26 protein-coding genes are annotated in these 24,560 nt (G+C 73.0%); 12 read left to right on the top strand and 14 right to left on the bottom strand.

Going from position 1 to position 24,560, the window contains the following annotated elements:
- Nucleotides 1–126: 126 nt before the first annotated feature.
- From AB5J51_RS12530 to AB5J51_RS12495, 8 genes are all read right to left on the bottom strand, one after another.
- Nucleotides 127–519: a rhodanese-like domain-containing protein gene (locus tag AB5J51_RS12530; protein ID WP_369780249.1), complete on the bottom strand. Its 393-nt coding sequence runs from the start codon at nt 517–519 to the stop codon at nt 127–129.
- Nucleotides 510–1,073, bottom strand: coding sequence for a cysteine dioxygenase (locus AB5J51_RS12525; RefSeq protein ID WP_078987805.1), 564 nt, complete (start codon nt 1,071–1,073; stop codon nt 510–512). Before AB5J51_RS12525 ends, AB5J51_RS12530 begins: the two co-directional genes overlap by 10 nt.
- 61 nt (nt 1,074–1,134) lie before the next feature.
- Complete coding sequence (locus AB5J51_RS12520) at nt 1,135–1,221, bottom strand: putative leader peptide (RefSeq protein WP_311318651.1); 87 nt, start codon at nt 1,219–1,221, stop codon at nt 1,135–1,137.
- A 33-nt stretch (nt 1,222–1,254) separates the two neighbouring features.
- A complete protein-coding gene (locus tag AB5J51_RS12515; RefSeq protein ID WP_369777742.1) occupies nt 1,255–2,838 on the bottom strand; it encodes an FAD-dependent monooxygenase in 1,584 nt (527 codons plus the stop codon).
- Between the two features lie 180 nt (nt 2,839–3,018).
- The gene (locus tag AB5J51_RS12510; protein ID WP_369777741.1) at nt 3,019–3,912 is read right to left on the bottom strand and encodes an amino acid ABC transporter permease; all 894 of its coding nucleotides are present in this window, start codon (nt 3,910–3,912) and stop codon (nt 3,019–3,021) included.
- The gene (locus tag AB5J51_RS12505; RefSeq protein WP_053789662.1) at nt 3,909–4,583 is read right to left on the bottom strand and encodes an amino acid ABC transporter permease; all 675 of its coding nucleotides are present in this window, start codon (nt 4,581–4,583) and stop codon (nt 3,909–3,911) included. Before AB5J51_RS12505 ends, AB5J51_RS12510 begins: the two co-directional genes overlap by 4 nt.
- An 83-nt stretch (nt 4,584–4,666) precedes the next feature.
- Nucleotides 4,667–5,518: a glutamate ABC transporter substrate-binding protein gene (locus AB5J51_RS12500; RefSeq protein ID WP_053789661.1), complete on the bottom strand. Its 852-nt coding sequence runs from the start codon at nt 5,516–5,518 to the stop codon at nt 4,667–4,669.
- Between the two features lie 87 nt (nt 5,519–5,605).
- Entirely contained in the window at nt 5,606–6,391 is a 786-nt protein-coding gene (locus AB5J51_RS12495; protein WP_053789660.1) for an amino acid ABC transporter ATP-binding protein, read from the bottom strand.
- Between the two features lie 276 nt (nt 6,392–6,667).
- Between AB5J51_RS12495 and AB5J51_RS12490 the strand changes: the two genes are divergently transcribed.
- Both AB5J51_RS12490 and AB5J51_RS12485 read left to right on the top strand, forming a co-directional pair.
- Complete coding sequence (locus AB5J51_RS12490) at nt 6,668–7,372, top strand: response regulator transcription factor (RefSeq protein WP_053789659.1); 705 nt, start codon at nt 6,668–6,670, stop codon at nt 7,370–7,372.
- Between the two features lie 11 nt (nt 7,373–7,383).
- Nucleotides 7,384–8,796, top strand: coding sequence for an ATP-binding protein (locus AB5J51_RS12485; protein WP_369777740.1), 1,413 nt, complete (start codon nt 7,384–7,386; stop codon nt 8,794–8,796).
- Between the two features lie 33 nt (nt 8,797–8,829).
- On the opposite strand, the gene AB5J51_RS12480 is transcribed toward AB5J51_RS12485, so the two are convergent.
- Nucleotides 8,830–11,028 carry an endo-beta-N-acetylglucosaminidase gene (locus tag AB5J51_RS12480; protein WP_369777739.1) on the bottom strand — a complete coding sequence of 733 codons (2,199 nt, stop codon included), beginning with the start codon at nt 11,026–11,028 and terminating at the stop codon, nt 8,830–8,832.
- A gap of 34 nt (nt 11,029–11,062) precedes the next feature.
- Entirely contained in the window at nt 11,063–12,328 is a 1,266-nt protein-coding gene (locus AB5J51_RS12475) for a glycosyl hydrolase (RefSeq protein ID WP_369777738.1), read from the bottom strand.
- 283 nt (nt 12,329–12,611) lie between these two features.
- Between AB5J51_RS12475 and AB5J51_RS12470 the strand changes: the two genes are divergently transcribed.
- The 4 genes from AB5J51_RS12470 to AB5J51_RS12455 are packed head-to-tail and all read left to right on the top strand — an operon-like array spanning nt 12,612 to nt 15,349.
- Nucleotides 12,612–12,917, top strand: a complete 306-nt coding sequence (locus tag AB5J51_RS12470; protein WP_369777737.1) for a hypothetical protein — start codon at nt 12,612–12,614, stop codon at nt 12,915–12,917.
- Entirely contained in the window at nt 12,851–13,156 is a 306-nt protein-coding gene (locus AB5J51_RS12465) for a hypothetical protein (protein WP_369777736.1), read from the top strand. The genes AB5J51_RS12470 and AB5J51_RS12465 overlap by 67 nt, the downstream gene beginning before the upstream one ends.
- Before the next feature lie 18 nt (nt 13,157–13,174).
- On the top strand, nt 13,175–14,323 hold the full coding sequence (locus tag AB5J51_RS12460; RefSeq protein ID WP_369777735.1) for a LacI family DNA-binding transcriptional regulator: 1,149 nt from the start codon (nt 13,175–13,177) through the stop codon (nt 14,321–14,323).
- Nucleotides 14,324–14,350: 27 nt separating this feature from the next.
- Nucleotides 14,351–15,349: an ROK family protein gene (locus AB5J51_RS12455; protein ID WP_369777734.1), complete on the top strand. Its 999-nt coding sequence runs from the start codon at nt 14,351–14,353 to the stop codon at nt 15,347–15,349.
- A 31-nt stretch (nt 15,350–15,380) separates the two neighbouring features.
- On the opposite strand, the gene AB5J51_RS12450 is transcribed toward AB5J51_RS12455, so the two are convergent.
- On the bottom strand, nt 15,381–16,376 hold the full coding sequence (locus AB5J51_RS12450) for a TAXI family TRAP transporter solute-binding subunit (protein WP_136226905.1): 996 nt from the start codon (nt 16,374–16,376) through the stop codon (nt 15,381–15,383).
- Nucleotides 16,377–16,408: 32 nt separating this feature from the next.
- Nucleotides 16,409–16,588 (bottom strand): hypothetical protein, encoded by a 180-nt coding sequence (locus tag AB5J51_RS12445; protein ID WP_369777733.1) that lies wholly within the window; start codon nt 16,586–16,588, stop codon nt 16,409–16,411.
- Nucleotides 16,589–16,629: 41 nt separating this feature from the next.
- Here AB5J51_RS12445 and miaB point away from each other — a divergent pair, with 41 nt between their 5' ends.
- Both miaB and AB5J51_RS12435 read left to right on the top strand, forming a co-directional pair.
- Nucleotides 16,630–18,156: a tRNA (N6-isopentenyl adenosine(37)-C2)-methylthiotransferase MiaB gene (gene miaB / locus AB5J51_RS12440; RefSeq protein ID WP_369777732.1), complete on the top strand. Its 1,527-nt coding sequence runs from the start codon at nt 16,630–16,632 to the stop codon at nt 18,154–18,156.
- A gap of 108 nt (nt 18,157–18,264) precedes the next feature.
- A complete protein-coding gene (locus AB5J51_RS12435) occupies nt 18,265–18,972 on the top strand; it encodes a class III extradiol dioxygenase subunit B-like domain-containing protein (RefSeq protein ID WP_133896710.1) in 708 nt (235 codons plus the stop codon).
- Nucleotides 18,973–19,033: 61 nt separating this feature from the next.
- Here the strand turns inward: AB5J51_RS12435 and AB5J51_RS12430 are convergent, their stop codons facing one another.
- Both AB5J51_RS12430 and AB5J51_RS12425 read right to left on the bottom strand, forming a co-directional pair.
- The gene (locus AB5J51_RS12430; protein WP_053789647.1) at nt 19,034–19,279 is read right to left on the bottom strand and encodes an antitoxin; all 246 of its coding nucleotides are present in this window, start codon (nt 19,277–19,279) and stop codon (nt 19,034–19,036) included.
- A gap of 23 nt (nt 19,280–19,302) precedes the next feature.
- Nucleotides 19,303–19,479 carry a gliding motility protein gene (locus AB5J51_RS12425; protein WP_234382714.1) on the bottom strand — a complete coding sequence of 59 codons (177 nt, stop codon included), beginning with the start codon at nt 19,477–19,479 and terminating at the stop codon, nt 19,303–19,305.
- Between the two features lie 205 nt (nt 19,480–19,684).
- On the opposite strand from AB5J51_RS12425, the gene miaA reads away from it, so the two are divergent.
- From miaA to AB5J51_RS12405, 4 genes are all read left to right on the top strand, one after another.
- Nucleotides 19,685–20,623 (top strand): tRNA (adenosine(37)-N6)-dimethylallyltransferase MiaA, encoded by a 939-nt coding sequence (gene miaA, locus AB5J51_RS12420; protein ID WP_053789645.1) that lies wholly within the window; start codon nt 19,685–19,687, stop codon nt 20,621–20,623.
- A gap of 131 nt (nt 20,624–20,754) precedes the next feature.
- On the top strand, nt 20,755–21,291 hold the full coding sequence (locus tag AB5J51_RS12415) for a hypothetical protein (RefSeq protein ID WP_369777731.1): 537 nt from the start codon (nt 20,755–20,757) through the stop codon (nt 21,289–21,291).
- Between the two features lie 68 nt (nt 21,292–21,359).
- Nucleotides 21,360–22,235 carry a diaminopimelate epimerase gene (dapF, locus tag AB5J51_RS12410; RefSeq protein WP_136226908.1) on the top strand — a complete coding sequence of 292 codons (876 nt, stop codon included), beginning with the start codon at nt 21,360–21,362 and terminating at the stop codon, nt 22,233–22,235.
- 140 nt (nt 22,236–22,375) lie between these two features.
- Nucleotides 22,376–24,499, top strand: coding sequence for a bifunctional (p)ppGpp synthetase/guanosine-3',5'-bis(diphosphate) 3'-pyrophosphohydrolase (locus tag AB5J51_RS12405; protein ID WP_369777730.1), 2,124 nt, complete (start codon nt 22,376–22,378; stop codon nt 24,497–24,499).
- Nucleotides 24,500–24,560 lie beyond the last annotated feature (61 nt).

Genomic DNA, 24,560 nt, shown 5'->3' with positions numbered 1-24,560 from the left:
GGCCCGGTCCTCAAGCGCCGGACGGGCTGGGAGACGCGGGCTCTGACCGGGCCCGCTGCTCCAGCGTCGGACGGGCTGGGAGGGTCGGGGGCCGCCCGGAGGGCCGGGTGGGGATCGGACTTGGCTTCAGGAGACCGGGAGGCCTGCGGCTTTCCAGGCCTGGAAGCCTCCGGTCAGGTCCGTGGCGCGGTGGAGGCCCAGGGTGTGGAGGGAGGCTGCCGCCAGGGAAGAGGCGTAGCCCTCGTTGCAGATCACCACCACCCGGAGGTCGTGCGAGGTGGCCTCGGGGGCGCGGTGCGAGCCCTGGGGGTCCAGCCGCCACTCCAGCTCGTTGCGCTCGACCACCAGCGCACCCGGGATCAGGCCGTCGCGCTCGCGCAGCGCCTGGTAGCGGATGTCCACCAGGAGCGCGTCGCCCGCCCGGAACGCGGCGTACGCCTGCGCCGGCTCGATGCGGGTATAGGCCGAACGGACCCGTTCCAGAAGGGCGTCGATGCCGACCGGGGCGCTCACTGCCAGTCCGCCGGGCGCTCGACCTGCTCCAGCGTCAGCACCTGGCCGGTGCGGCTGTAGCGGCGGATCAGGGGCAGCGGCGGGTAGTACGCGTGCACCGAAACCGCGTGCTCCGCCTCGGACTCGTTGAGCACCTCGTGGACGTGGTGCTCGCCGAAGGCCCGGCCCGTCCCCGCGTCCAGGCTGCGGCTGCGGTCCAGGTCGGCGGCGAGTTCCAGGCTCCGCCAGCCCTCCGAGGGCAGCCGGACCGCCAGGGAGTGTTCCCGGAGGCGGCCCCGGGCGGTGGCGAAGGCGCCCCGCGATTCGGCGTGGTCGTGCCAGCCGGTGCCGGTGCCCGGCGGCCAGCCGATCACCCAGGCCTCGCTGCCGCCCGGCCCGTCGAGGCGGATCCAGGTGCGGCCCTCGGGGTCGAGGGGGAGGGAGTCGATGACCGCCGGGTCGGCGGCGGTACGCAGGGCGAAGTCGAGGAGTTCCGCAGCCGTCACCGCACGGGCGCGTGCGGGGGCGTGCGGAGGTGAGAGGGGCGCAGAGGGTGCATTGGGTGCAAGGGGCGCAGACATGGGGGCGTGACCGTCCTGGGGGTTCGCGAAAGTGCGCGCGGAGCGCGGAGGGATCGGCGAATCAGCAGGAAGGGCGACACACGCAGCCCGCGTAGCGGAGCAGGTCCATATGGACCCTCCGCCACAGGCGTACGTCGTTGCCGGTCATGTCGGCGAGTGAAGCATGCGGACCGGAGACCGGTCAATCGATCACGGCCGGATGAGTCGAAGACGACTCGAGCGGGGCGGGCGCCCCCAGCCGGACGGCGTCGGCCGCCTCGTACAGCTCGGCGGGCCGCACGCCCGCGAACGTCGCCGCCAGGTGACCGTCCGGCCGTACCAGGAGGAGGGTGTGCGCCGGCGCCCCCGGGTACCCGTCCGCGACCAGCAGTTCGGTACGGACCGGCAGGGCGCTCACCGCCGCCGCGAGCCGGGGCATCAGCCCGGCGCCCAGCCAGTGCCGCCGGTCCCAGACCCCGGTGCCGGGGGCCACCAGCACCACCAGCAGACGGCCCCGCCCCAGCAGGTCGCGCAGCGGCACGGTCGCCCCGTCGGGAGCGGTGACGGGAACGTTGGCCACCTGACCGCCCGGCTCCGTATCGGTGGGCACGTCGCGCACGGCCACCGGCGGGGCGTACGTCGGTGCCGCGCCCAGCGGCCCGCGCCCCAGGTGGCCATCGGTCAGCAGCAGCTCGCCGGAGCGGATGGCGCCGGGCAGGTACGTGCGCAGCCCGCCGCCCCCGCGCAGTACGGGCATCGCCTGGTCGGCGGCGCGCAGCCGGGCCGCGACGGCGGTGCGGCGCTCGCCCTCATAGCTGTCGAGCAGGGCTTCGGAGGCGCCCTGGTGCCAGGCCACGCTCAGCTTCCAGGCGAGGTTCTCGGCGTCCCGCAGCCCCTCGTCGACCCCCTGCGTGCCGAGCGCGCCCAGCAGGTGCGCGGCGTCCCCGGCGAGGAAGGCGCGGCGGTCGCGCCAGCGCCGGGCGAGCCGGTGGTGCAGCGTGTGCACCCCGGTGTCGAGGAGGTCGTACGGGGGAGTGGCGCCCCCGCACCACACGGCCAGGGTGTCCCGGATCAGGGTGACGAGCGCGTCGGGCGTGACCAGTTCCCCGCGGGCCGGGAGCAGCCAGTCCAGCCGCCACACCCCGTCGGGCAGCGGCCGGGCGCTGACCTCGGGCACGCCGGGCGACGGGGCGCGGTGCAGCAGGGCCTCGCCGGGCCAGGGGAGTTCCGTGCGCAGCGCGGCCACGGCGTGCCGTTCGACGGCGGTGCGGCCCGGGAAGCGGATGCCGAGCAGCTTGCGCACGGTGGAGCGGGCTCCGTCGCAGCCGACCAGGTAACTCCCGCGCCACCACGTGGTCTCGGCGCCCCGGGTGTGCGCGGTGACCCCGCGGTCGTCCTGCTCGAGGGAGTCCAGTTTGCTGTCGGAGACCAGCTGGACCAGCGGATGTGCCGCCGCGGCGTCGCGCAGCCCGCGCGTGAGGGCGTGCTGCGGCAGGTGCAGGGGGGCCTGGCGGTCCTCGAAGGTGATGCGCCGGGGGTCGTCGGTGCGGCTGCGCCGCATGGTGCGCCAGGCGGCGAAGAGCGCGCCCTCGTCGCGCAGCGTCGTACAGCCCAGCCGGTGGACCATGGCCGAGGTGTCCTCGTGCAGCACGACGGTACGGGCAGGTCGGGGCAGGTCCTTGCCGGGTCCCTCGTCGAGCACGACGCTGGGCACGCCCGAGCCGGCCAGGGCCAGGGACAGGGACAGTCCGACGGGCCCCGCGCCGACGACGATCACCGGGTCCATGATGCGGCTCCCGATGTCCGGTATGTGATCACAGAACGTATGCAACCCACTGGAGGTGCCTGCGTCAAGTGACACCCGGCCCCGCCAACGCCCAGTGGTGCGGCGGATGAGTTCCGCCGCACCACAGGTGTCACACAAGTGTACTGACCGGACGTCAGCAGCCCGAGCCGGGTGGAGCCGTCAGGGAGCCTCGCCCACGCCGGCGGCGCCGCCCGCGTCGACCTCGGCCACGTCCCCGGCGACGACCGCGCCGGTGCCCTTCTTCGACCTCCGCAGCCGCCCTTCGATCCAGGAGGCGAGGGTGGTGAGCATGAAGTTCACGACGATGTACAGCAGTGCGATCACGACGAGCGTCGCGATGGTGTTGCTGTAGTTCGCCGAGATCTGCCGGTTCATCGACAGCAGCTCGCCCAGACCCAGCACGGCGCCGCCGATCGCGGTGTCCTTGAGGATCACCACGAGCTGGCTGACCAGCGCAGGCAGCATGGCCGTGACGGCCTGCGGGATCAGCACGTCCACCATGATCTGGCCCTTGCGCATGCCGATCGCCTTGGCCGCGTCGGTCTGGCCCTGGGGCAGCGACCGGATGCCGGCGACGACGATCTCGGCGATGACCGCGGAGTTGTACAGGACCAGGCCTGTGACCACCGCGTACAGCGGGCGCAGCTCGGAGCTGACGGCGCTGAAACGTACGTACAGCGCGGAGCCGAACAGCATCAGCATCAGCACCGGGATGGCCCGGAAGAACTCGACCCAGGCACCCACGGGGATCCGGACCCAGCGGTGGTCGGAGAGCCGGCCCATTCCGAGGATTGCACCCAGCGGCAGCGCGATGACCATGGCGATGAGGCCGGCCTTCAGCGTCTCGCCGAGCCCCGGCAGCAGGAACGTCGTCCAGATTTCGCCGTCGGTGAGGAACGGGCTCCACTTGTCGGCGTCGAGCTGGTGGTTTTCGGCCATGATGGCGAGGACCCACCAGGCGGCCAGCCCGAACACGACCAGGAAGGCGGCGGTGTAGATCCAGTTGCGAGCCCTGGCCTTGGGGCCGGGGGTGTCGTACAGAACGGAGCTCATCGCTTCACCGCCACTCGCTTGGCCACCCAGCCCAGGAGCAGGCCGGTGGGCAGGGTCAGCAGGACGAAGCCGAGGGCGAAGATCCCGAAGACCGCGAAGAGCGCCTGCGGCTCGTTCTCGATCATTTCCTTCATCAGCAGCGCCGCCTCGGCCACGCCGATGGCCGCCGCCACCGTGGTGTTCTTGGTAAGGGCGATCAGTACGTTGGTGAGCGGCGCGATGACCGCCCGGAAGGCCTGGGGGAGCACGATCAGCGTGAGTACCTGGAAGAAGCTCAGGCCCAGCGCGCGGGCGGCCTCGGCCTGGCCCACGGGGACCGTGTTGATGCCCGAGCGCAGCGCCTCGCAGACGAACGTGCCCGTGTAGGCGATGAAGCCCAGGACTGCGAGCCGGAAGCCGATCTCTTTGAACGTGCCGCCGCCGAGTGAGATGCCCAGGGTCTGATTCAGGCCCAGTGAGCAGCCGATGATGATGACGGTCAGCGGTGTGTTGCGCACGATGTCGACGTACGCGGTACCGAAGGCCCGCATCAGCGGGACCGGGCTGACCCGCATCCCGGCCAGGATCGTGCCCCAGATCAGGGATCCGACCGCCGAGTAGAGGGTGAGCTGAACCGTCACCCAGAAGGCTCCGAGCACGTCGTACTGCCCGGAATCAAGAAAGTCGAACACGTTGCCCTGCGCTCTCCCCAGTATGGCCGGTGAGAGGGGCCGCCGCCCGTGGCAGGCGGGCGGCGGCCCCTCTCACCGATGAATCAGCTGCCTTCGGTGATCTGCGGAGCAGGCTCGGCCTTGTAGTCGGCGGGGCCGAGGTTCTTGTCCACCGCCTTCTGCCAGGAGCCGTCCTCGACCATCTTCTTGAGGGCGGCGTTGACCTTCGTCTGGAGGTCCTTGTCGCCCTTCTTCAGGCCGATGCCGTACGGCTCGTCGCTCAGCTTCAGGCCGACGAGCTTGAACTTGCCCTTGTTCTTCTCCTGCGCGGCGTAGCCGGCCAGGATCGAGTTGTCCGTGGTCAGGGCGTCGAGCTTCTTGTTCTCCAGGCCGGTCAGGCACTCGGAGTAGCCGCCCTGCTCCAGCAGGTCCGCCTCGGGGGCGAGCTTGGTCTTGACGTTCTGCGCCGACGTGGAGCCGGTGACCGAGCAGAGCTTCTTCTTGTTGAGGTCCTCGGCCTTGGTGATCGAGGTGTCGTCGGCGCGGACCAGCAGGTCCTGGTGGGCCAGGAAGTACGGGCCGGCGAAGTCGACCTTCGCCTTGCGCTTGTCGTTGATCGTGTAGGTCGCGACGACCAGCTTCACGTCGCCGTTGGCGATCAGGTTCTCGCGCTCGGCGCTGACGGCCTGCTTGAACTCGATCTGGTCGGGCTGGTAGCCGAGCTCCTTGGCGACGTAGGTCGCCACGTCGACGTCGAAGCCCGAGAACTTGCCGTCCGGGGTCTTGAGGCCCAGACCCGGCTGGTCGAACTTGATGCCGATGACGATCTTGTCCTTGGCGCCGCCGGACGCGCCGCCGTCACCGCTCGCCTTGTCGCTGCTGCCGCCGCAGGCGGTCGCGGTCAGAGCGAGGACTGCGGCCACGGCCGCGGCCGCACCGGCCTTGAAAACCTTCATGGTGAACTTCCCTCGGATGAGACGTTGTTGGACGACGAGCGACACGCGTGCTCTGAGCCGCCAGGGGATCACTACCAGACGAGACCGTCAGTGGTGCAGGATCTTCGAAAGGAAGTCCTTGGCGCGGTCACTGCGCGGGTTGCTGAAGAACTGCTCGGGCGCGGCCTCTTCGACGATTTTTCCGTCCGCCATGAAGACGACCCGATTGGCCGCAGAGCGGGCGAAGCCCATCTCGTGCGTGACGACCACCATCGTCATGCCCTCCCGGGCGAGCTGCTGCATGACCTCGAGCACCTCGTTGATCATCTCCGGGTCGAGCGCCGAGGTCGGCTCGTCGAACAGCATCACCTTCGGCTCCATGGCCAGCGCGCGGGCGATCGCCACGCGCTGCTGCTGGCCGCCGGAGAGCTGCGCCGGGTACTTGTCGGCCTGGGAGCCGACGCCCACCCGGTCCAGCAGCGCCTTCGCCTTCTCCAGCGCCACCGCCTCGTCCGTCTTGCGGACCTTGAGCTGGCCCAACATGACGTTCTGGAGCACCGTCTTGTGCGCGAAGAGGTTGAACGACTGGAAGACCATGCCGACATCGGCACGCAGCTCGGCCAGCTTCTTGCCCTCCGACGGCAGTTCCTTGCCGTCGAGGGTGATGGTGCCCGAGTCGATCGTCTCCAGGCGGTTGATGGTCCGGCACAGCGTGGACTTGCCCGATCCCGAGGGACCGATCACCACGACGACCTCACCGCGGGCAATGCTCAGATCGATGTCCTGAAGCACGTGCAGCGCGCCGAAGTGCTTGTTGACGTTGCTCAGTACGACCAGGTCGTCCGCGGCCCCGGCCGCATCCTGCACGTCCTTGGTCACTGATACTCCGCTCATCGGCAACTTGCTCCGTCCTCCTCGGTTGGGAGGACAGTAGTGACGCGGCGCGCACACCGTCATCACATCTGAGGGAGAATTGAGCATAACGAAACGGCCTCGCTCCGATACGCTCCGTGCGCACCACGGTACCCCGGGCCGGTTTCCCCGTACCGGGTGCATAACGGAAGACGCGCCGGACCGGAACCCCCTTGACGTGGGCCTCTCCATCGGCGTGGATGCAGGGTGGCCCTGACCGCGGGCCCTGATCGGAAGAAAACAGGAAAGGGGGACGCAATGAGACTGCTGCTCGTCGAGGATGACGACCACGTCGCCGCCGCCCTGTCCGCGATCCTCGCCCGGCACGGTTTCCAGGTGACCCACGCCCGCAGTGGCGAGGAGGCCCTGCAGGCCCTGCTGCCCGCCGGAGCGCCGCCCTTCGGCGTCGTCCTCCTGGACCTCGGCCTGCCCGACCAGGACGGCTACGAGGTGTGCGGCAAGATCCGCAAGCGCACCGCGACGCCCGTCATCATGGTGACCGCGCGCGCCGACGTACGCTCCCGCATCCACGGCCTCAACATGGGCGCCGACGACTACGTCGTCAAGCCCTACGACACCGGTGAACTCCTCGCACGCATTCACGCCGTCGCCCGGCGCACCGGCGCCTCCGAGGAGGCAGCCGCCACCGGGACGGGCGCCCCCGACGTGGTCCGGCTCGGCCCGGTCAGCATCGAACTGCCCACCCGGCGCGTCAGCGTGGACGGCACCGACGTACCGCTCACCCGCAAGGAGTTCGACCTGCTGGCCCTGCTCGCGCAGCGCCCCGGGGTCGTCTTCCGCCGCGAGCAGATCATCAGCGAGGTGTGGCGCACCAGCTGGGAGGGGACCGGGCGGACCCTCGAGGTCCACGTCGCCTCGCTGCGCTCCAAGCTGCGCATGCCCGCCCTCATCGAGACCGTCCGCGGGGTGGGCTACCGGCTCGTCACCCCGGCCGCCTCCTAGCGGGTCCCGTCGTGCGCGCCCGGCTGCTCCCGCTGCTCGTCGTCCTGATGGCGGGCGTGCTGCTCGCCCTCGGCCTCCCGCTCGCCGCGAGCCTGGCCGCCGGGCAGCAGCAGCGCGTGGTCGTCGACCGGATCGACGACAGCGCCCGCTTCGCGGCCCTCGCCCAGTTCGTCATCGACGCCGAGGGCTCCGGGTCCACCGGCGCCACCGAGCGCGGCGAGACCCTCCAGCACGAACTGGCCCGCTACCAGGAGCTCTACGGCATCCGTGTCGGCATCTTCCTGCGCGACGACAACGCCATGGCCCGCGCCCCGGGCTGGTGGCAGCTCCCGGAGGAGGGGGAGGGCCGGCTCGCCTTCGAGGAGGCCCTCGCCGGGCGGCGCAGCCACGACCCCGCCCAGGTGTGGCCCTGGCAGACCCACGGCAAACTCCTCGTCGCCTCCCCGGTCGTCCTCGACGGCGACGTCGTCGCGGTCGTCGTCACCGAGTCGCCCACCGACCAGCTGCGGGCCCGGATCCTGAGCGGCTGGCTGCTGATCGTCGCCGGGCTCGCCGCCGCCATGCTGGTGGCCTTCGGCGCCGCCCTGAGGCTCACCAGCTGGGTGCTCAAGCCCGTCCGGACGCTCGACGCGGCCGCCCACGGCATCGCCACCGGGCGGATGAACTCCCGGGTCGCAGCCGCCGGCGGGCCCCCGGAACTCCAACGTCTGGCGCACTCGTTCAACGAGATGGCCGACAACGTGGAAGAGGTCCTGGAGCAGCAGCGGGCGTTCGTCGCCGATGCCTCCCACCAGCTGCGCAACCCGCTCGCGGCGCTGCTCCTGCGGATCGAGCTGCTCGCCCTCGAACTGCCCGAGGGCAACGAGGAGATCGCCTCCGTGCGGACCGAGGGCAAGCGCCTGACCCAGGTCCTGGACGACCTGTTGGACCTGGCGCTGGCCGAGCACACCTCCGCCGAGCTCAGACTGACCGACATCGCGGCCCTGACCACCGAACGGGTGACCGCCTGGCGTCCGTACGCCGAGGAGAAGGGCGTACGGCTCACCGAGACGGGCCGGGCCGCCGTCACGGGCTGGGCCGACCCCATCGCCCTCTCCAGCGCGCTCGACGCCGTCATCGACAACGCCCTCAAGTTCACCCCTGAGGGTGAAGGGGTCGAGGTGTCCGTCGCCCCGGCGGGGGCCTTCGTCCACGTCGTCGTCGCCGACCGGGGTCCCGGCCTGACCGACGAGGAGCTGCTGCGCGTCGGCGATCGGTTCTGGCGCAGCGGCCGCCACCAGAACATCAAGGGCTCCGGGCTCGGCCTGTCGATCTCCCGGGCCCTGCTCGCCGCGGGCGGCGGGTCCCTCTCGTACGAGACGAACCCGCCGCACGGGCTGCGGGTGACGGTGGCCGTCCCGCGCAGCGATCCGCACACGCCCTGACGGCCGCCGCGGCAGGTGCCGGCCCGGGCCGGGTCAGATCCAGGCGAGGGCGGTGCCGGCCGGGGCCGAGGCCGCGTACAGCTCGTCCACGGCCCGGACCTCGAAGGCGGCCGCCCGCTCCCGGCCGGCGCGGGTGACGGCCGGGAGGTACAGGGCCGTGCCGCAGGTGCCGCCGAGGAACCGGCGGGTGCCGTCCGGGAGCAGGCGGTACAGCTCGTAGTGGCGGACCGGCCCGGCTGCCCGGCGCCAGGACAGCCGCACGGAGGCCTTGCCGTCCTGCTGGGTCTGGGCGTCCACGGTCAGTGCACTCGGAGACGCCGGGCGCCGCCGCGCGGTGTCGTCGCGTACCGACAGGGCGCCGAGCCGCCACACCACCGCCCTGTTCCCGCGGGCCGTGATCCGTACGGCCAGCCCGTACGCCGTCCGGCCCGCCAGGGACGAGAGCCCGACCCGGGAGGTGCGCCAGCCGCCCTGGCCGGAGCCCCGGGTCTGCGTCTTCAGCCAGGTGTACGGGACCGGCTCGCCCGGGGCGGCCGGCTCGCGCGTGGCCACGCCCACCTCGACGCCGAGCGCGCCCGCCTCGGTGGAGTGCACCAGCTCCAGCACGGTGGAGCCGGTCAGCGGCAGCCGGGTCGCGTGCAGCCCGACCGCCGCCGGGGCGGTGAGTCTGCCCGCCACGAGGAGGCTGGAGCCGCCGCGCCAGGCCTTCGCGAAGTCCAGCGTGACGGTCGGGCGCTGCCCGGTGCTCGTCACGGCCCAGCGGCGGCCCGGGAGCCGGTCCTGGAGCCCGAGGTGGTTCCACGGCGCGTCGGAGGTGACCTTGCCGTCCTCGTACCAGCGTTCCCCGTGCCCGGTGTTGAAGGCGCAGGCGAACGGTAGGGCGGCGACGGTGGACCGGTCCGCGACGGCGGTGGCGGGCGCCCGCCAGGTGCCCTCGGGCGCGGGGTGGGCCGGGTCCAGGGACTCGCCCGTCCAGAAGCGGTCGTCGGCGCGGTGGAAGGCGCCGGGGGAGCGGTCGGTGAGGTGGTTGCGGGTCCACTCCGGCCGGTAGAAGCCGATGCTGACGACGTGGTCGCGGTCGCGCGGGATGATCGCATCCCAACGGACGGTGGAATTCCAGCCGCTCGACTCCATGTCGAGCGCCGCCCACAGCTCGCGGCGGGAGCGGCCCAGCCGGTCGGCGAGCGCGCCGGAGGTGGCGAGGGTCTGCGGGGTCCAGCGGAAGTCGACGAACATCGTGTCCGCGACCCGGCCCGCCCGGTCCTCGAAGAACTCCTGGTTGAGCTGGTTGAGCGCGCCCTGCCAGCCGACCCGGCCCGTGCTGTTCATGGCGTCGTACCACGTGATCCGCAGGCCGTGCGGGGCGCCGGCCGCGCGCAGGGCGCGCAGGAACTCCCGCATCCGGGCGGCGAGCGAGCTGTCCCCGCCGTCGGTCTCGGCGTTCACGAACCAGCCGTCGAACCCGTACGTCCGCGCCACCTCGACGAGCTTCTCGGCGACCGGAAACCGGCCGAGGGCGTCCTGCTGCACCAGGTCCCGCGTCCACCGCAGGTCGCCGCCGTACGCGACGGGCGGCAGGAAGACGTTGCCCAGCACCGGGACGCCGTTGCGGTGGGCCGCGTCGACAACGGGCGCGTTCGGGGCGAGGACGATGCCCTCGCCGGAGGAGCCGCCCCAGAACACCAGCTCGTCGAGGTACGCCCAGTGCGTCAGCGCGTAGTGGTCGGCGGTCGCGGAGCCCTGGGAGGGGTTCTGGGCGGTGGGCCCGAAGGAAACGAGCGAGGAGATCCGCGCCTGGCCGGTGCGGGCGCCCGCGTTCGGCGGCACCGGGGTGAAACGGGGTGCGAGCGGCACGGTCGCGGTGTTGTACGCGAGGTCCGGATCGGACTGCGGGGTCCACTGCTTCAGCGAGCGCCAGGTGATGCCCGGGCCGGGGGAGCCCTGGGGGAGCGAGTCGGGGAACCAGTAGGAGGCGTACGGGGCCAGGTCGGCCGGGGCGGGTGTGACGTCGGCCCGGGTGCCCGGGGCGGTCGCTGCGGCCTGCGCCGTGGTGGCCGCGCCGGTCGCGCCGAGCAGCGCGGCGGCGCCTGCCCCGGCCCCGGCGGCGAGCAGCCCGCGCCGGGTCGTCGGCGCCGTACGGGCAGGACGTATCGCAGGTGCCGGGGGCGCCGGGGGTGCCGTACGGAGGGAACGGGCGGTGCGAGGGTCGGCGCCGTTGCCGGTCTCGGACATGCGGGGCTCCTCGGTGACGGGTGACGGGTGATCGTCAGGTGACGTCGTGCACGCGCAGCACCTCGGTGATGCCGCGCGCGGACAGATGGGCGGGATCCTCCGCGAGCTCCGCCAGGACCACCGCAGGGCGGACCCCCTGGGCCGTCAGCGCGGCCCAGGCCTCGAAGAAGGCCCCGCCCGGGGCGCACACCGAGCGCCTCGGCGCGGCCTCCGGCCCGCCGACGTCCACCGCCAGGGCCGTGGACCGGACGGCCGGGCGGTGCTCCCGGCCCCGCCACTCCGCGGCGATCCGGGCGACGGCGGCGCCGGCCGGCTTGGCCTTGCGGTCGTTGGTGAACAGGCCGAGCCCGTACTCCAGTTCCGGGAAGTCCGCGAGCTCCCGGGACACGTCGTGCGAGCACCACCAGGTCACGCCCCACAGGTCCGGGCAGTCCAGCACGTTCGCCACGGTCGCCTCTGTGAAGGCGGCCGCGTGCTCCGCCGGGATCAGCGGCGCGGGCGCCCCGACCTCCTGGAGCCAGACCGGCCGGTGCGGATCGAGCGCCCAGGCCTTCGACAGTTCGACCAGGTACGCGGCGTGGTGCTCGGTCGCCGCCCCGGTCCGGCCGTGGCGCTGCGCGGTGCCGTTGAACACCCACGAGTGCACGGCCGTGGCCGCGCCCAGCCGGGCCGCCTGCGCGACCGTGAACGGGTGTCCGTCCCGGTACCAGGCGGCGTCGTACTCGGCGTGCAGGTGGAACCGGCCCGGAGCGCCCTTCTCGCAGGCCGCGAGCATCCGCTCCAGCCAGCGCCCCGCCTCCTCGCGGGTGATCCGGTCCGGGTCCGGATGCGGGGCGTCGGAGAACTGGTTGATCTCGTTGCCGACGGTCATGCCGAGGAAATTGGGCCGGTCGGCGAGGGCTGCGGCCAGCGTGCGCAGGTACTCCTCCTGCCCGGCGACGACGTCCGGGTCGGTGAAGATGTTCCGCCGGTGCCAGGTCCCGGTCCACGCGGGCAGGAAGTCGAAGCTCGACAAGTGCCCTTGCAGACCGTCCACGTCGACGTCGAGCCCTCGCTCGGCGGCCGCATCGGCGAGCGCGACGAGCTGTTCGACGGCGCGCGGCCGGATGAGCGTCCGGTTCGGCTGGAACACCGGCCACAGCGGGAAGACCCGTACGTGGTCCAGGCCGAGGGCGGCGACCGAGTCGAGGTCAGCCCTGACCTCGTCGAGGTCGAAGTCGAGCCAGTGGTGGAACCAGCCGCGGGACGGGGTGTAGTTGGCGCCGAAACGGATCGGACGAGGGGCGGATTCGTCGTGCATAAGGCGTCCTGGAGTTCTCGGAAATGCGCCGGGTGAGCACAACCTGCCGGGTGTCACCGATGAAGTCAACAGGGCCTCGGGAGCGGGAACTTATGCGCTTCAGTCCCGTTGACAGAAGGGCTCCGACCATCCCAAGCTGATCGAGCTAATGCGGTTTAGTTCTGGCGGGTTCAGTTCTTACCCAGGAAAGCGTGCGGAAATGGACAGCGGTATTTCGGTCACCGAGGTCGCAACGCCGGCCCTCTTCACCGGTTCTGCGCAATGCCCTGCCCAGGTGGTCCGCGTGCGGATCCGCAGGGAGCGCCCGGCCGGCCCGCCGTACGCCACCGTGCACGGCCCCGGCGTCACCACCCCGCACCCGCGCATCCTGCGCGCCGACACCGCCGACACCGCCGACACCGCCGACACCGCCGACCCCTCGGACACCACCGACGCCCGGGACACCGCCGATGCCGGGACCGGCCCGGCGGCCCGGACGTCCCTCCCGCGCTGTGGGTGGAGGCGCCCGATCCGGAAGTGGACGTGGCCCCCGGCGGGCGGGCCCTGGTACGGGCCAGGATCGGCGCCGCCGGGATCCGGAGCCCGCTGACGGGCCGGGCGTACGCCGTCTCCCCGTACGGGACCTGGCAGTTCACCGGTCCCGCCGGACGGCCCGTGCACGTACCCGCGGACCGCCCGGCGGAGGTGGAGTTCGAGCTGCGGCCGCCGCCGGGGGCCGTGCCGGGTACGTACTGGATGCTGGTCAAGGCCGCCTGCCAGGGCAGGATCGCGTACGGTCCCGCCATCGCCGTGCGCGTATCCGGCGTGCCCGACGTACCCCAGGGATGAGGAAGAGGCAGGCAGGCCATGGCCCGCAGACCCACCATCAAGGACATCGCCCGCCGGGCCGGGGTGTCCGAGAGCGCCGTGTCCTTCGCGCTCAACGACCGGCCCGGCGTGTCTCAGGACACCCGCGCCCGCATCCGCCGGGTCGCCGAGGAACTCGGCTGGCAGCCCAACAGCGCCGCCCGCGCCCTGTCCGGCGAACGCTCCGGCGCGGTCGGACTGGTGCTCGCCCGGCCCGCGCAGACCCTCGGCGTCGAGTCCTTCTTCCTCCAACTGGTCTCCGGCATCCAGGAGGTGCTGTCCGCCGGCCGGGTCGCCCTGCTCTTCCAGGTCGTGGACGGCATCGAAGCCGAATGCGCGGTCTACCGCCGCTGGTGGGCCGAGCGGCGCGTGGACGGGGTCCTCGTCGTCGACCCGCGTACGGACGACCCGCGCCCGGAACTCCTCGCGCAGCTCGGGCTCCCGGCGGTCCTGATCGGCGCAGCGGGCGGCACCGGGCCGGTGCCCCCGGCGGGGGCCGACGGGAACGGGGCCGGGCCCGTGTCCCCCGGCCGGGGCGACGGGAGCGGGGCCGGACCCGTGTCCCCCGGCCGGGGCGACGGGAGCGGGGCCGGGCCCCTGTCCTGCGTCTGGGCCGACGACGCCCGGGCCATGGCCCAGGTCCTGGACCACCTGTACGGGCTGGGCCACCGCCGGATCACCCACATCGCCGGGCTCCCCGGCCTCGCCCACACCGCCCGCCGGATGGCCTCGCTGCGCGCGCAGGCCGAGGCGCGCGGGCTCGGCCCGGAGCACGTGCGCTCGGTGGTCACCGACTACTCCGACGCCGAGGGGGCGGCCGCCACCCGCCGGGTGCTCGCCGAGCCCGGACCGCCGACCGCGCTCGTCTACGACAACGACGTGATGGCGGTGGCCGGCATCGCCGTCGCCGCCGAGCTGGGCATCGCGGTCCCCGGCCGGATCTCCATGGTCGCCTGGGACGACTCCGCGCTGTGCCGGGTCACCCACCCCCGGCTCACGGCCCTCGTACGCGACACCGCAGGCTTCGGCCGGCTCGCCGCGGAGGAGCTCCTCGCCGTGCTCGCCGGGAGCCCGCCGCGGGCCCGCGAGAGCGAGCAGCCCCGGCTGGAGCCCCGGGAGAGTACGGCCCCGCCGCCGGCCGCATACTGAATCCGACCCCTTCCTGGAGCCGCTGCCGTGACGAGTCCCCACCCCGCCTTCCCCGCACCGCGGGCCACCGCCTCGGCCGCCGGCCTGACGGTCGCGATCGACATCGGCGGTACGAAGATCGCCGGCGCCCTGGTGCACCCCGACGGCACGATGACGGCCACCACCCGCCGCCCGACTCCGCGGGGCGCGGACGGCGACGCGGTCTTCGCCGCCGTCGCCGAGGTCGTCGCCGCGCTCGCCACATCCCCGCTCTGGCCCTCGGCGGTCCGCTGCGGGATCGGCAGCGCGGGCCCCGTGGACGCCTCTCGCGGCACCGTGAGCCCGGTCAACATCGGGGCGTGGCGGGAGTTCCCGGTCCTGGCCCGGGTCGAAGCCGAACTGGCCCGGCACGGCGCGGCCCTCCCCACCGTCCTCGCCGGCGACGGGCCCGCGATGACCGCCGCCGAGCACTGGCTGGGCGCGGCCCGGGGGCACGCGAACGCCCTGTGCATGGTGGTCTCCACCGGGGTGGGCGGTGGGCTGATCCTGAACAACCAGCTCCACCCCGGCCCCACGGGCAACGCCGGCCATATCGGCCACATCAGCGTGGCCTTCGACGGTGAGCCGTGCGTCTGCGGGGGCCACGGCTGCGTGGAGTCCATCGCCTCGGGCACCGCCATCGCCCGGTGGGCCAAGGCCCAGGGCTGGACCCCGGCGAGCCCGGGCGGGGACGCCACCGCAGCGGGGGTGGCCGTGGCCGCCGAGGCCGGGGACCCCGTCGCCGTGGCCGCCTTCGACCGCGCGGGCCGCGCCCTGGCCGCCGCCATCGCGGCCACCGCGACCCTCGTCGAAACGGACATCGCGGTCATCGGCGGGGGCGTGGCCACCTCGGGCGACACCCTCTTCGCGCCGATCCGGGCCCACCTGGCGGACTACGCCACGCTCTCGTTCGTGAGGGGCCTGCAGGTGGTCCCGGCGGCCCTGGGCACCCACGCCGGACTGATCGGCGCGGCCGCGGCGGCGCTGATGCTGCTGCCGGCCGCGTGAGCGCGCGTGGGCGTCCTTCCGGATCGCCCCCTTACGGCTTGACCGAGCGGTAGTACCGCTGGGCCCCTTCGTGCAGGTCCAGCGGGTCCGTGTAGATCGCCGTGCGCAGGTCCACCAGCTGCGCCGCGTGCACCTCGTGCCCGATCCGGTCGCGGCTGAGGATCACCGTCCGCGTGAACTGCTCGGTCAGCTCCGGGTCCGTCTCCTCGGTGGTGACCAGCAGGTTCGGTACGGCCAGGGTCGCCACCGCCGAGGTGTTCCGGGCCCGGGTGTACGCGTCCTGGGGCATCACCGCCGCCCGGTAGTACCGCGCGGGGCTCCCGCTCGCCTGGAGGGACTCCACCAGGTCGCCGAGCTGTACGAGCCGGATCTCGAACCGGTCCGACAGCTCGCGCACGGCGTTGGTCGGCAGGCCTCCGGACCAGAAGAACGCGTCGATCCGGCCGGCCTCCAGCTCCGCCGGCATCGTGTCGATGCCGATGGACACCGGGGTGATGTCCCGCGCCGGGTCCAGCTTGGCCGCCGTCAGCAGCCGCTCCGAGACCAGCCGCACCCCGGATCCCGGCTGGCCGATCGCGACCCGCTTGCCCTTCAGGTCCCGCGCCGACTGCACCGGCGAGCCGGCCGGCACCACGAGCTGCACGTAGTCGTCGTAGAGCCGGGCGACACCGCGCAGCCGGTCCGCGCCGGGCTTGCCATCGGCCCGGTACTTGGAGACGGCGTCGGCCGTGGCGATGGTGAAATCGGCCTCCCCGGAGGCCAGCCGCTGGAGGTTCTCCTGCGAGCCCTGGCTGGGCTCCAGCCGCACCTTCATCTCGGGCATGTCCTGGGCGAGCGCCTGCTCCAGCAGCTGGCCGTAGCGGTGGTAGACGCCGGTACGGACACCCGTGCTGATGCTCAGCCCGCCCTTCAGCTCCGGCTCGCCGAAGGGCTTCAGCCACCACGCGAGCAGCGCGAGCACCCCGAGTACGGCCACCAGCCCCCCCAGGGCGGTGCGCCTGCGGATGCGGGGCGGTACGTGAGCCATGGCCGCGATCCTGCCACCGACCCGCCGCCCTGTCACGGCCCGCCCGATCCCGGGCCCACGGAGCCGGCGGCCGGTGCGGCCGCCGGGGCGAACCTGGTCCGCAGCTGTTCCAGCAGCTCGCGCGCCGCCGGGCCCGCCGGGCCGTCCACGGCGCAGCCCAGGACCTGCTGCTCGTCCTCTTCGGGCGCCGCCTGCCCGCGGGCCGGCTGCACGGGGGGCCGGAGGGGTTCCGGGTACCGCCTACCCTTGTTGCATGACCAGCAGCAGCGACCGGAGCACGGCAGTGGACGTCAAGGGAACATACGAGGTGCGCACCTACGGGTGCCAGATGAACGTGCACGACTCCGAGCGGCTGTCCGGTCTGCTGGAGGGCGCGGGCTACACGCGCGCGCCCGAGGGCTCCGACGGCGACGCCGACGTCGTGGTGTTCAACACCTGCGCCGTCCGCGAGAACGCCGACAACAAGCTGTACGGCAACCTCGGCCGGCTCGCCCCGATGAAGACCAAGCGCCCCGGCATGCAGATCGCCGTCGGCGGCTGCCTCGCGCAGAAGGACCGCGACACGATCGTCAAGCGGGCCCCCTGGGTCGACGTGGTCTTCGGCACGCACAACATCGGCAAGCTGCCCGTCCTGCTGGAGCGCGCCCGCATCCAGGAGGAGGCGCAGGTCGAGATCGCCGAGTCGCTGGAGGCGTTCCCCTCCACGCTGCCGACCCGCCGCGAGTCCGCGTACGCCGCCTGGGTTTCGATCTCCGTCGGCTGCAACAACACCTGCACCTTCTGCATCGTCCCGGCGCTGCGCGGCAAAGAGGAGGACCGCCGTCCCGGCGACATCCTCGCCGAGGTGGAGGCCCTGGTCGCCGAGGGCGTTTCCGAGATCACCCTGCTCGGGCAGAACGTCAACGCGTACGGGTCCGACCTGGGCGACCGCGAGGCGTTCAGCAAGCTGCTGCGCGCCTGCGGCCAGATCGAGGGCCTGGAGCGGGTCCGGTTCACCTCGCCGCACCCGCGGGACTTCACGGACGACGTGATCGCGGCGATGGCCGAGACCCCGAACGTGATGCCGCAGCTGCACATGCCGCTGCAATCCGGCTCGGACACCATCCTGCGCGCCATGCGCCGCTCGTACCGGCAGGAGCGCTTCCTCGGCATCATCGAGAAGGTCCGCGCCGCCATTCCGCACGCCGCGATCTCCACCGACATCATCGTGGGCTTCCCCGGTGAGACGGAGGAGGACTTCCAGCAGACGATGCACACGGTGCGCGAGGCGCGCTTCGCGAACGCGTTCACCTTCCAGTACTCCAAGCGCCCCGGGACCCCCGCGGCCGACATGGAGGGGCAGATCCCGAAGGAGGTCGTCCAGGAGCGCTACATGCGACTGGTCGCCCTGCAGGAGGAGATCTCCTGGGAGGAGAACAAGAAGCAGGTCGGCCGCACGCTGGAGGTCATGGTCGCGGAGGGCGAGGGCCGCAAGGACGGCACGACGCACCGCCTGTCGGGGCGTGCCCCCGACAACCGCCTGGTGCACTTCACGAAGCCGGAGGCGGAGGTCCGTCCCGGCGACGTGGTGACCGTCGACATCACGTACGCGGCTCCCCACCACCTCCTGGCGGAGGGCCCGACGGAGTCGGTGCGCCGTACGCGGGCGGGCGACGCCTGGGAGAAGCGCAGTGCGGCGCCGGCGCAGCCCCAGGGCGTCATGCTGGGCATCCCCACCCTGGGCGTCCCGGCCCCGCTCCCGGCGACCACGTCGGGGTGCGCCGTGCCGTCGTCTTCCTGACCGCATCCTTCCCCGCGGGTCCGGCCGCGAGGCCGGCCTGCGGGGCCCGGGGCAGCGGGGTGGCCCGGCGGGGCCACAATGCGGGCCGCGAGGGCTAGGCTGCGGATCATGCTCGTTGCCGCCGCCGTCTGCCCCGCCCCGCCGCTCCTCGTGCCCGAGGTCGCCGCGGGGGCCGCCGCCGAACTCGGCGATGCCCGTACCGCCTGCTCCGACGCGCTCGCGGTGCTCGCCGCCTCCCGCCCCGACCTCCTGGTGGTCATCGGAGCCGCCGACCAGGACCACCGCGGTCCCTACCCGCAGGGCGCCCGCGGCAGCTTCCGCGGATTCGGGGTCGAGGCCGACGTACGACTCGGGGACGGGGAGGAGGGGCCGCGCCTGCTGCCGCCGTCCCTCGCCGTCGGCGCCTGGCTGCTGCGGCACGCCCGCTGGGGCGCGGCCCCCGTCGAGGGGCTCGGCGTGGGGGACCCGCTCGAGACCGCCCGGTGCCTGGAGGCCGGCCGGGAGCTCGCCGCGCGCGAAGAGCGCGTCGCGCTCCTCGTCATGGGTGACGGCAGCGCCTGCCGCACCCTGAAGGCTCCCGGTTACCTCGACGACCGCGCCGCCGCCTTCGACGCCGCCGCTGCCCGCGCGCTCGCCGCCGCCGACGTGGCCGCGCTCGCCGCCCTCGACGCCGAGCTCGCGTACGAGCTCAAGGCCGCCGGCCGGGCTCCTTGGCAGGTACTGGCCGGCGCCGCCGAGGGCGCGGGCCTCGACGGGCGGCTGCTGTACGAGGACGCGCCGTACGGGGTGGGCTACTTCGTCGCCGCCTGGTCCTGACCGGGCGGAACGAGGAAGGGGCGCGGGTTCGGCCGAACCCGCGCCCCTTCCGCTGACCGCGTCAGGAAGACGCCGGCGGCGTCGTCCCGCCGGGGGCGTCCTTGTGCGCGATCTTGCCCAGGGCGTCCTTCGCCTTGCTCGTACCGGTCTCGATCTTGCCGTGGTACTTGCCCTTGGTCTTGGAGTCCACGGCCTGCGCCATCTTGTCGAGGTTCTGGCCGATCCTGCCCTCGTGCTGCTGCGCGAGGTCGCCGACCTTCTCCTTCGCCGGTGCGAGCTTGGCCTTCAGCGTGTCCAGCAGGCCCATGGGTCACCTTCCAGTGGCGGTGTCTACGTACGGGCGCTCTCGCCGGTCTCGCTGTCCGCGGCGGCCTCCGCCGACTGCTGCTTCGGAATCTCCACGGCTTCCGCCGCAGGAGCCTCCGTCGCGGCCGGCTCGGCCTCGGTCTCGCCGACCGCAGCCTCGGACTCCGTCGTCACGTCCTCCGACGCGACCTCTGCGGTCACGTCTTCGCCCTTACGACGAAAAAACCGATCAAAAACGCCCATGTCTACTCCTGTAACGGTACTCGTGCGGGTGAAGTTCCGCCTTGTGCGGCCCGGCCTCCGCCGGGCGTACGCCCGGCGGAACCCCGCCAGGGCAACGACCCCGCCGACAGCCCGTCACGTAACTCGATCGGGTACACGCTGCAGGGTTTGCGAGACTGGGGCGGTGAGGAATGCAGCCCCCGCCCCGCGGGTCATCGCCGTCGTCGGTCCCACCGCGGCCGGAAAGTCCGATCTGGGCGTAGCCCTGGCCCGCCGTTTCGACGGCGAAGTCGTCAACGCCGACTCCATGCAGCTGTATCGGGGGATGGACATCGGCACCGCCAAACTGACGACGGAGGAGCGCGGCGGCGTCCCGCACCACCTCCTCGACATCTGGGACGTCACGGAGACCGCGAGCGTCGCCGAGTACCAGCGCCTGGCCCGCGCCGAGATCGACAAGCTGCTCGCCCAGGGCCGTACGCCGGTCCTCGTCGGCGGATCGGGCCTGTACGTGCGCGGCGCCCTCGACGCCATGGAGTTCCCCGGCACCGACCCCGAGGTCCGGGCCCGGCTGGAGGCGGAGGTCGCGCTGCGCGGCCCCGGTGCCCTGCACGCCCGCCTCGCCGCCGCCGACCCGGCCGCCGCGCAGGCAATCCTGCCCAGCAACGGGCGCCGCATCGTCCGCGCCCTCGAGGTCATCGAGATCACCGGGAAGCCCTTCACCGCCAACCTGCCCGGCCACGAGTCGGTGTACGAGACCGTGCAGATCGGCGTCGACGTGGCCCGGCCGGAGCTCGACGAGCGGATCGCCCTGCGCGTGGACCGGATGTGGGAGGCCGGGCTGGTCGACGAGGTGCGCGCGCTGGAGGCCCGGGGCCTGCGCGACGGAGTCACCGCCTCCAGGGCGCTCGGCTACCAGCAGGTGCTGGCCGCCCTCGCCGGCGAGTGCACCGAGGACGAGGCCCGGGCCGAGACCGTCCGCGCCACCAAGCGGTTCGCCCGGCGGCAGGACTCCTGGTTCCGCCGGGACCCCCGCGTGCACTGGCTCAGCGGCGCCGTCGCCGACCGCGGGGAACTCGTCGGACTCGCGCAGTCGTTGGTCGAACGAGCGGTTACAGCCTGATCACGTGATGGCATCGGGACGCCCCGCGCGCCCGTTCGGGGCCCTGAGCCGTGCCATCATCAAATTCCGCAGGTGCGGTCACCGGCGGTGAACGACGGCGTGCGAAGTCCAAGTGGGGAGGGCGCGTGGCAATGGAGGCCGGCCCTCGCGACACCGGGCAGGACGGGACGAGACGGGAAGCGGACCCGACGCTTTTCGGGCACCTCCCAGCAGCAGCTGGGGGAGAGCCTCCCGAGCCCGACGGCCTCGGGCTGCCCGCAGACCCGGCACGGCTGACCCCCGACGGCCCGGACGCACCGGACACCGCCGAGGCCGAGGCCGCCGCGGGTCCCGAGTTCGAGGTCGAGCTGCGCCCGCAGCGCCGGCTGCGCATCTGGCAGATCGCCCCCATCGTGATGCTGGCCGCGGCCGGGTCCCTGATGTTCGCCTTCCCGCTCGCCTTCGAGTTCGGCGACGGCGGAGCCGTGGTCGCCATGCTCGGCTTCCTCATCAGCTCCTGCGCCGGCGGCTGGGGCATGATGGCCGCGCGCCGCGTGGGCTACACCTGGCCCGGGCTCCCGCCCCGGGGCAGCGGCCGCCGCCCCGACTGGCGCATGGCCGGGCTGTACGCCATGGTCGCGCTGGCACTCGTGGCGCTGGCCGTGTACCGGGTCGCGCGGCTGCGCTAGGTCGCCGGCTGCGGCTCCCGCGGGACGCCGCCGACCTGCCCCGAAGCCCCGCTCGGTACGATGGGCGGGTGACGCAGACGAGCCTCTCCTTCCTCAAGGGCCACGGCACCGAGAACGACTTCGTGATCGTCCCGGACCCGGACAACGCCGTCGAGCTGCCCGCGGCCGCCGTCGCCAAGCTCTGCGACCGGCGCGCCGGTATCGGCGCGGACGGCGTGCTGCACGTCGTCCGGTCCGCCGCGCACCCGGAGGCGGCGCACCTGGCCGACGAGGCCGAGTGGTTCATGGACTACCGCAACAGCGACGGCTCCGTCGCCGAGATGTGCGGCAACGGCGTCCGCGTCTTCGCCCGCTACCTCCAGTACGCCGGCCACGTGGAGCCCGGCGACCTCGCCGTCGCCACCCGCGGCGGTGTCAAGCGGGTGCACCTCGACAAGAGCGGCGACGTGACGGTCTCCATGGGCCGCGCCGTCCTCCCGGAGGAGCAGGTCACGGTGACGGTCGGCGAGCGCGCCTGGCCCGCCCGCAACGTCAACATGGGGAACCCGCACGCCGTCGCGTTCGTTGAAAGCCTGGACCACGCCGGCAAGCTGCTCGACCCGCCCCCGTTCAGCCCCGCCGAGGTCTACCCGACGGGTGTCAACGTGGAGTTCGTCGTCGACCGCGGCCCCCGGCACGTCGCCATGCGCGTCCACGAGCGAGGCTCCGGCGAGACCCGCTCCTGCGGCACCGGCGCCTGTGCCGTCGCCGTGGCCGCCATCCGCCGCGACGGCGCCGACCCGGCCGTCACCGGCGAGCCCGTCACGTACACCGTCGACCTCCCCGGCGGCACCCTCGTCATCACCGAACACCCCGACGGGCAGATCGACATGACGGGACCCGCCGTCATCGTCGCCGCGGGCGAGTTCGACGCGGCCTGGCTCACCGAAACGGCTTTCGGCTGAAGCTTCCCTCTAATGGGTGATCCGTTTCACGCTGAGCGAGAGGCGGACTGCGCCACGTGGTGGGGTCGGTAGCATCAGGCACCGGCCCTGAGGGCTCACCCCATGCCCACCACCGCCGGTCGAAGCCGCCGGAGGTGCCCATGAGTGCAGAGGCCACGAACCCCGAAGCACGACCCGACGCGCGCCCTGAACTCCGCAGACGGGGCCGGACCCGCCTTGACCTGCGACGACTCGGGCGCGCTGCCCTTCTCGGGCCCACATCCCGAGACCGGCTCCCCGATGCCATCGGCCACGTCGCCGAGGCGCACCGCGCCCACCACCCGGACGCGGACCTGTCCATCCTGCACCGCGCGTACGTGCTCGCGGAGTCCTCGCACCGCGGCCAGATGCGGAAAAGCGGTGAGCCGTACATCACACACCCGCTCGCCGTCACCCTGATCCTCGCCGAACTCGGCGCCGAAACAACCACCTTGACGGCCTCTCTGCTCCACGACACCGTCGAGGACACCGAGGTGACCCTCGATCAGGTCCGCGCCGAATTCGGCGACGAGGTCTGCTTCATCGTCGACGGCGTCACCAAGGTCGAGAAGATCGACTACGGGGCGGCCGCCGAGCCCGAGACCTTCCGCAAGATGCTCGTCGCCACCGGCAACGACGTCCGCGTCATGTCCATCAAACTCGCCGACCGGCTGCACAACATGCGCACCCTCGGCGTGATGCGCCCCGAGAAACAGGCGCGCATCGCCAAGGTCACCCGCGACGTCCTCATCCCGCTCGCCGAACGGCTCGGCGTCCAGGCCCTCAAGACCGAGCTGGAAGACCTCGTCTTCGCGATCCTGCACCCCGAGGAGTACGAGCACACCCGCGCGCTCATCGCGGCCCACGCCGGGGAACGCGACCCGCTGCCCGCCATCGCCGACTCCGTCAAGGCCGTCCTACGCGACGCCGGCATCGCCGCCGAGGTGCAGGTCCGGCCCCGGCACTTCGTCTCCGTCCACCGGATCGCCCTCAAGCGCGGCGAGCTGCGCGGCTCCGACTTCGGCCGCATCCTCGTGCTCGTCGGCGAGAACGCCGACTGCTACGCCGTGCTGGGCGAGCTGCACACCTGTTTCACCCCGGTCGTCTCGGAGTTCAAGGACTTCATCGCCGCCCCGAAGTTCAACCTCTACCAGTCGCTGCACACCGCCGTCGCGACGCCCGAGGGGTTCGTCGCCGAAGTCATCGTCCGCACCCGTCAGATGCACCGCGTCGCCGAGGCCGGCGTGGTCGCCCTCGGCAATCCGTACGCCCACGCCGCCGCCGAGGCCGCCGCTGCGGCGGAGTCCGGCTCTCCGGCCGACGCCGCCGACTGCGACGAGGAGCGGGTCGACCCGACGCGGCCCGGCTGGCTGTCGCGCCTCCTCGACTGGCAGCAGTCCGCGCCCGACCCCGACACCTTCTGGAGCGTGCTGCGCGCCGAGCTGGCACAGGACCGGGAGATCACCGTGTTCCGCGCCGACGGCGGCGCCCCCGGCACGATCAGCCTGCCCGCCGGGGCCAGCTGTATCGACGCCGCCTACGCGCAGTACGGCGAGGCGGCCCACGGCTGTATCGGTGCCCGGGTCAACGGGCGCCTCACCTCCCTGGCCTCCCGGCTGTCCGACGGGGACACCGTCCAGCTGCTGCTCGCCCAGGACGCCTCCTCGGGCCCCGCCGCCGACTGGCTGGAGCACGCCAGGACCCCGGCCGCCCGGATCGCCATCAGCAGCTGGCTCCAGGCGCATCCCGACTCGGTGAAACCCACCACCGCGCCCGCCCGGGCGCCGCTGTCCGTGGTCGGCGCCCGCGGCGGCGGCGGCAACGCGGTCGCCGACCTGCCGGACGCCACCGTACGGCTGGCCGGCTGCTGCACGCCCGTGCCGCCGGACGCCGTGGCCGGGTTCGTCGTACGGGGCGGGGCCGTCACCGTCCACCGCATCCACTGCGCGGCGGTGGCCCAGATGCGCGCGCTGGGGCGGACCTCCGTCGCCGTGCACTGGCGGGCCACGGCGGACTGCCGGGTCACGCTGCTCGCCGAATCGTTCGGCCGCCCGCATCTGCTGGCCGACCTGACCGAGGCCATCGCCCGCCAAGGGGTCGAGGTGGTCTCCGCGACCGTGGAACCCCCCGTCGAGCAGCGCGTCCGGCACACCTACACCCTGCAGCTGCCCGACGCGACCGGGCTGCCGGCCCTGATGCGGGCGATGCGCGACGTACCGGGCGTCTACGACGTGCGCCGGGCTTAGGGCTCTCGTCAAACTCCCGTCCGGCCGAGGCCGAGCCCGGGGCGTGCCTAGGCCGCGTCGT

The organism is Streptomyces sp. R33 (assembly GCF_041200175.1).
Lineage (GTDB): Bacteria > Actinomycetota > Actinomycetes > Streptomycetales > Streptomycetaceae > Streptomyces > Streptomyces katrae_B.
The sequence above is the reverse complement of the archived record's forward strand: the minus strand, read 5'-3'. Positions and strand labels throughout refer to the sequence as shown.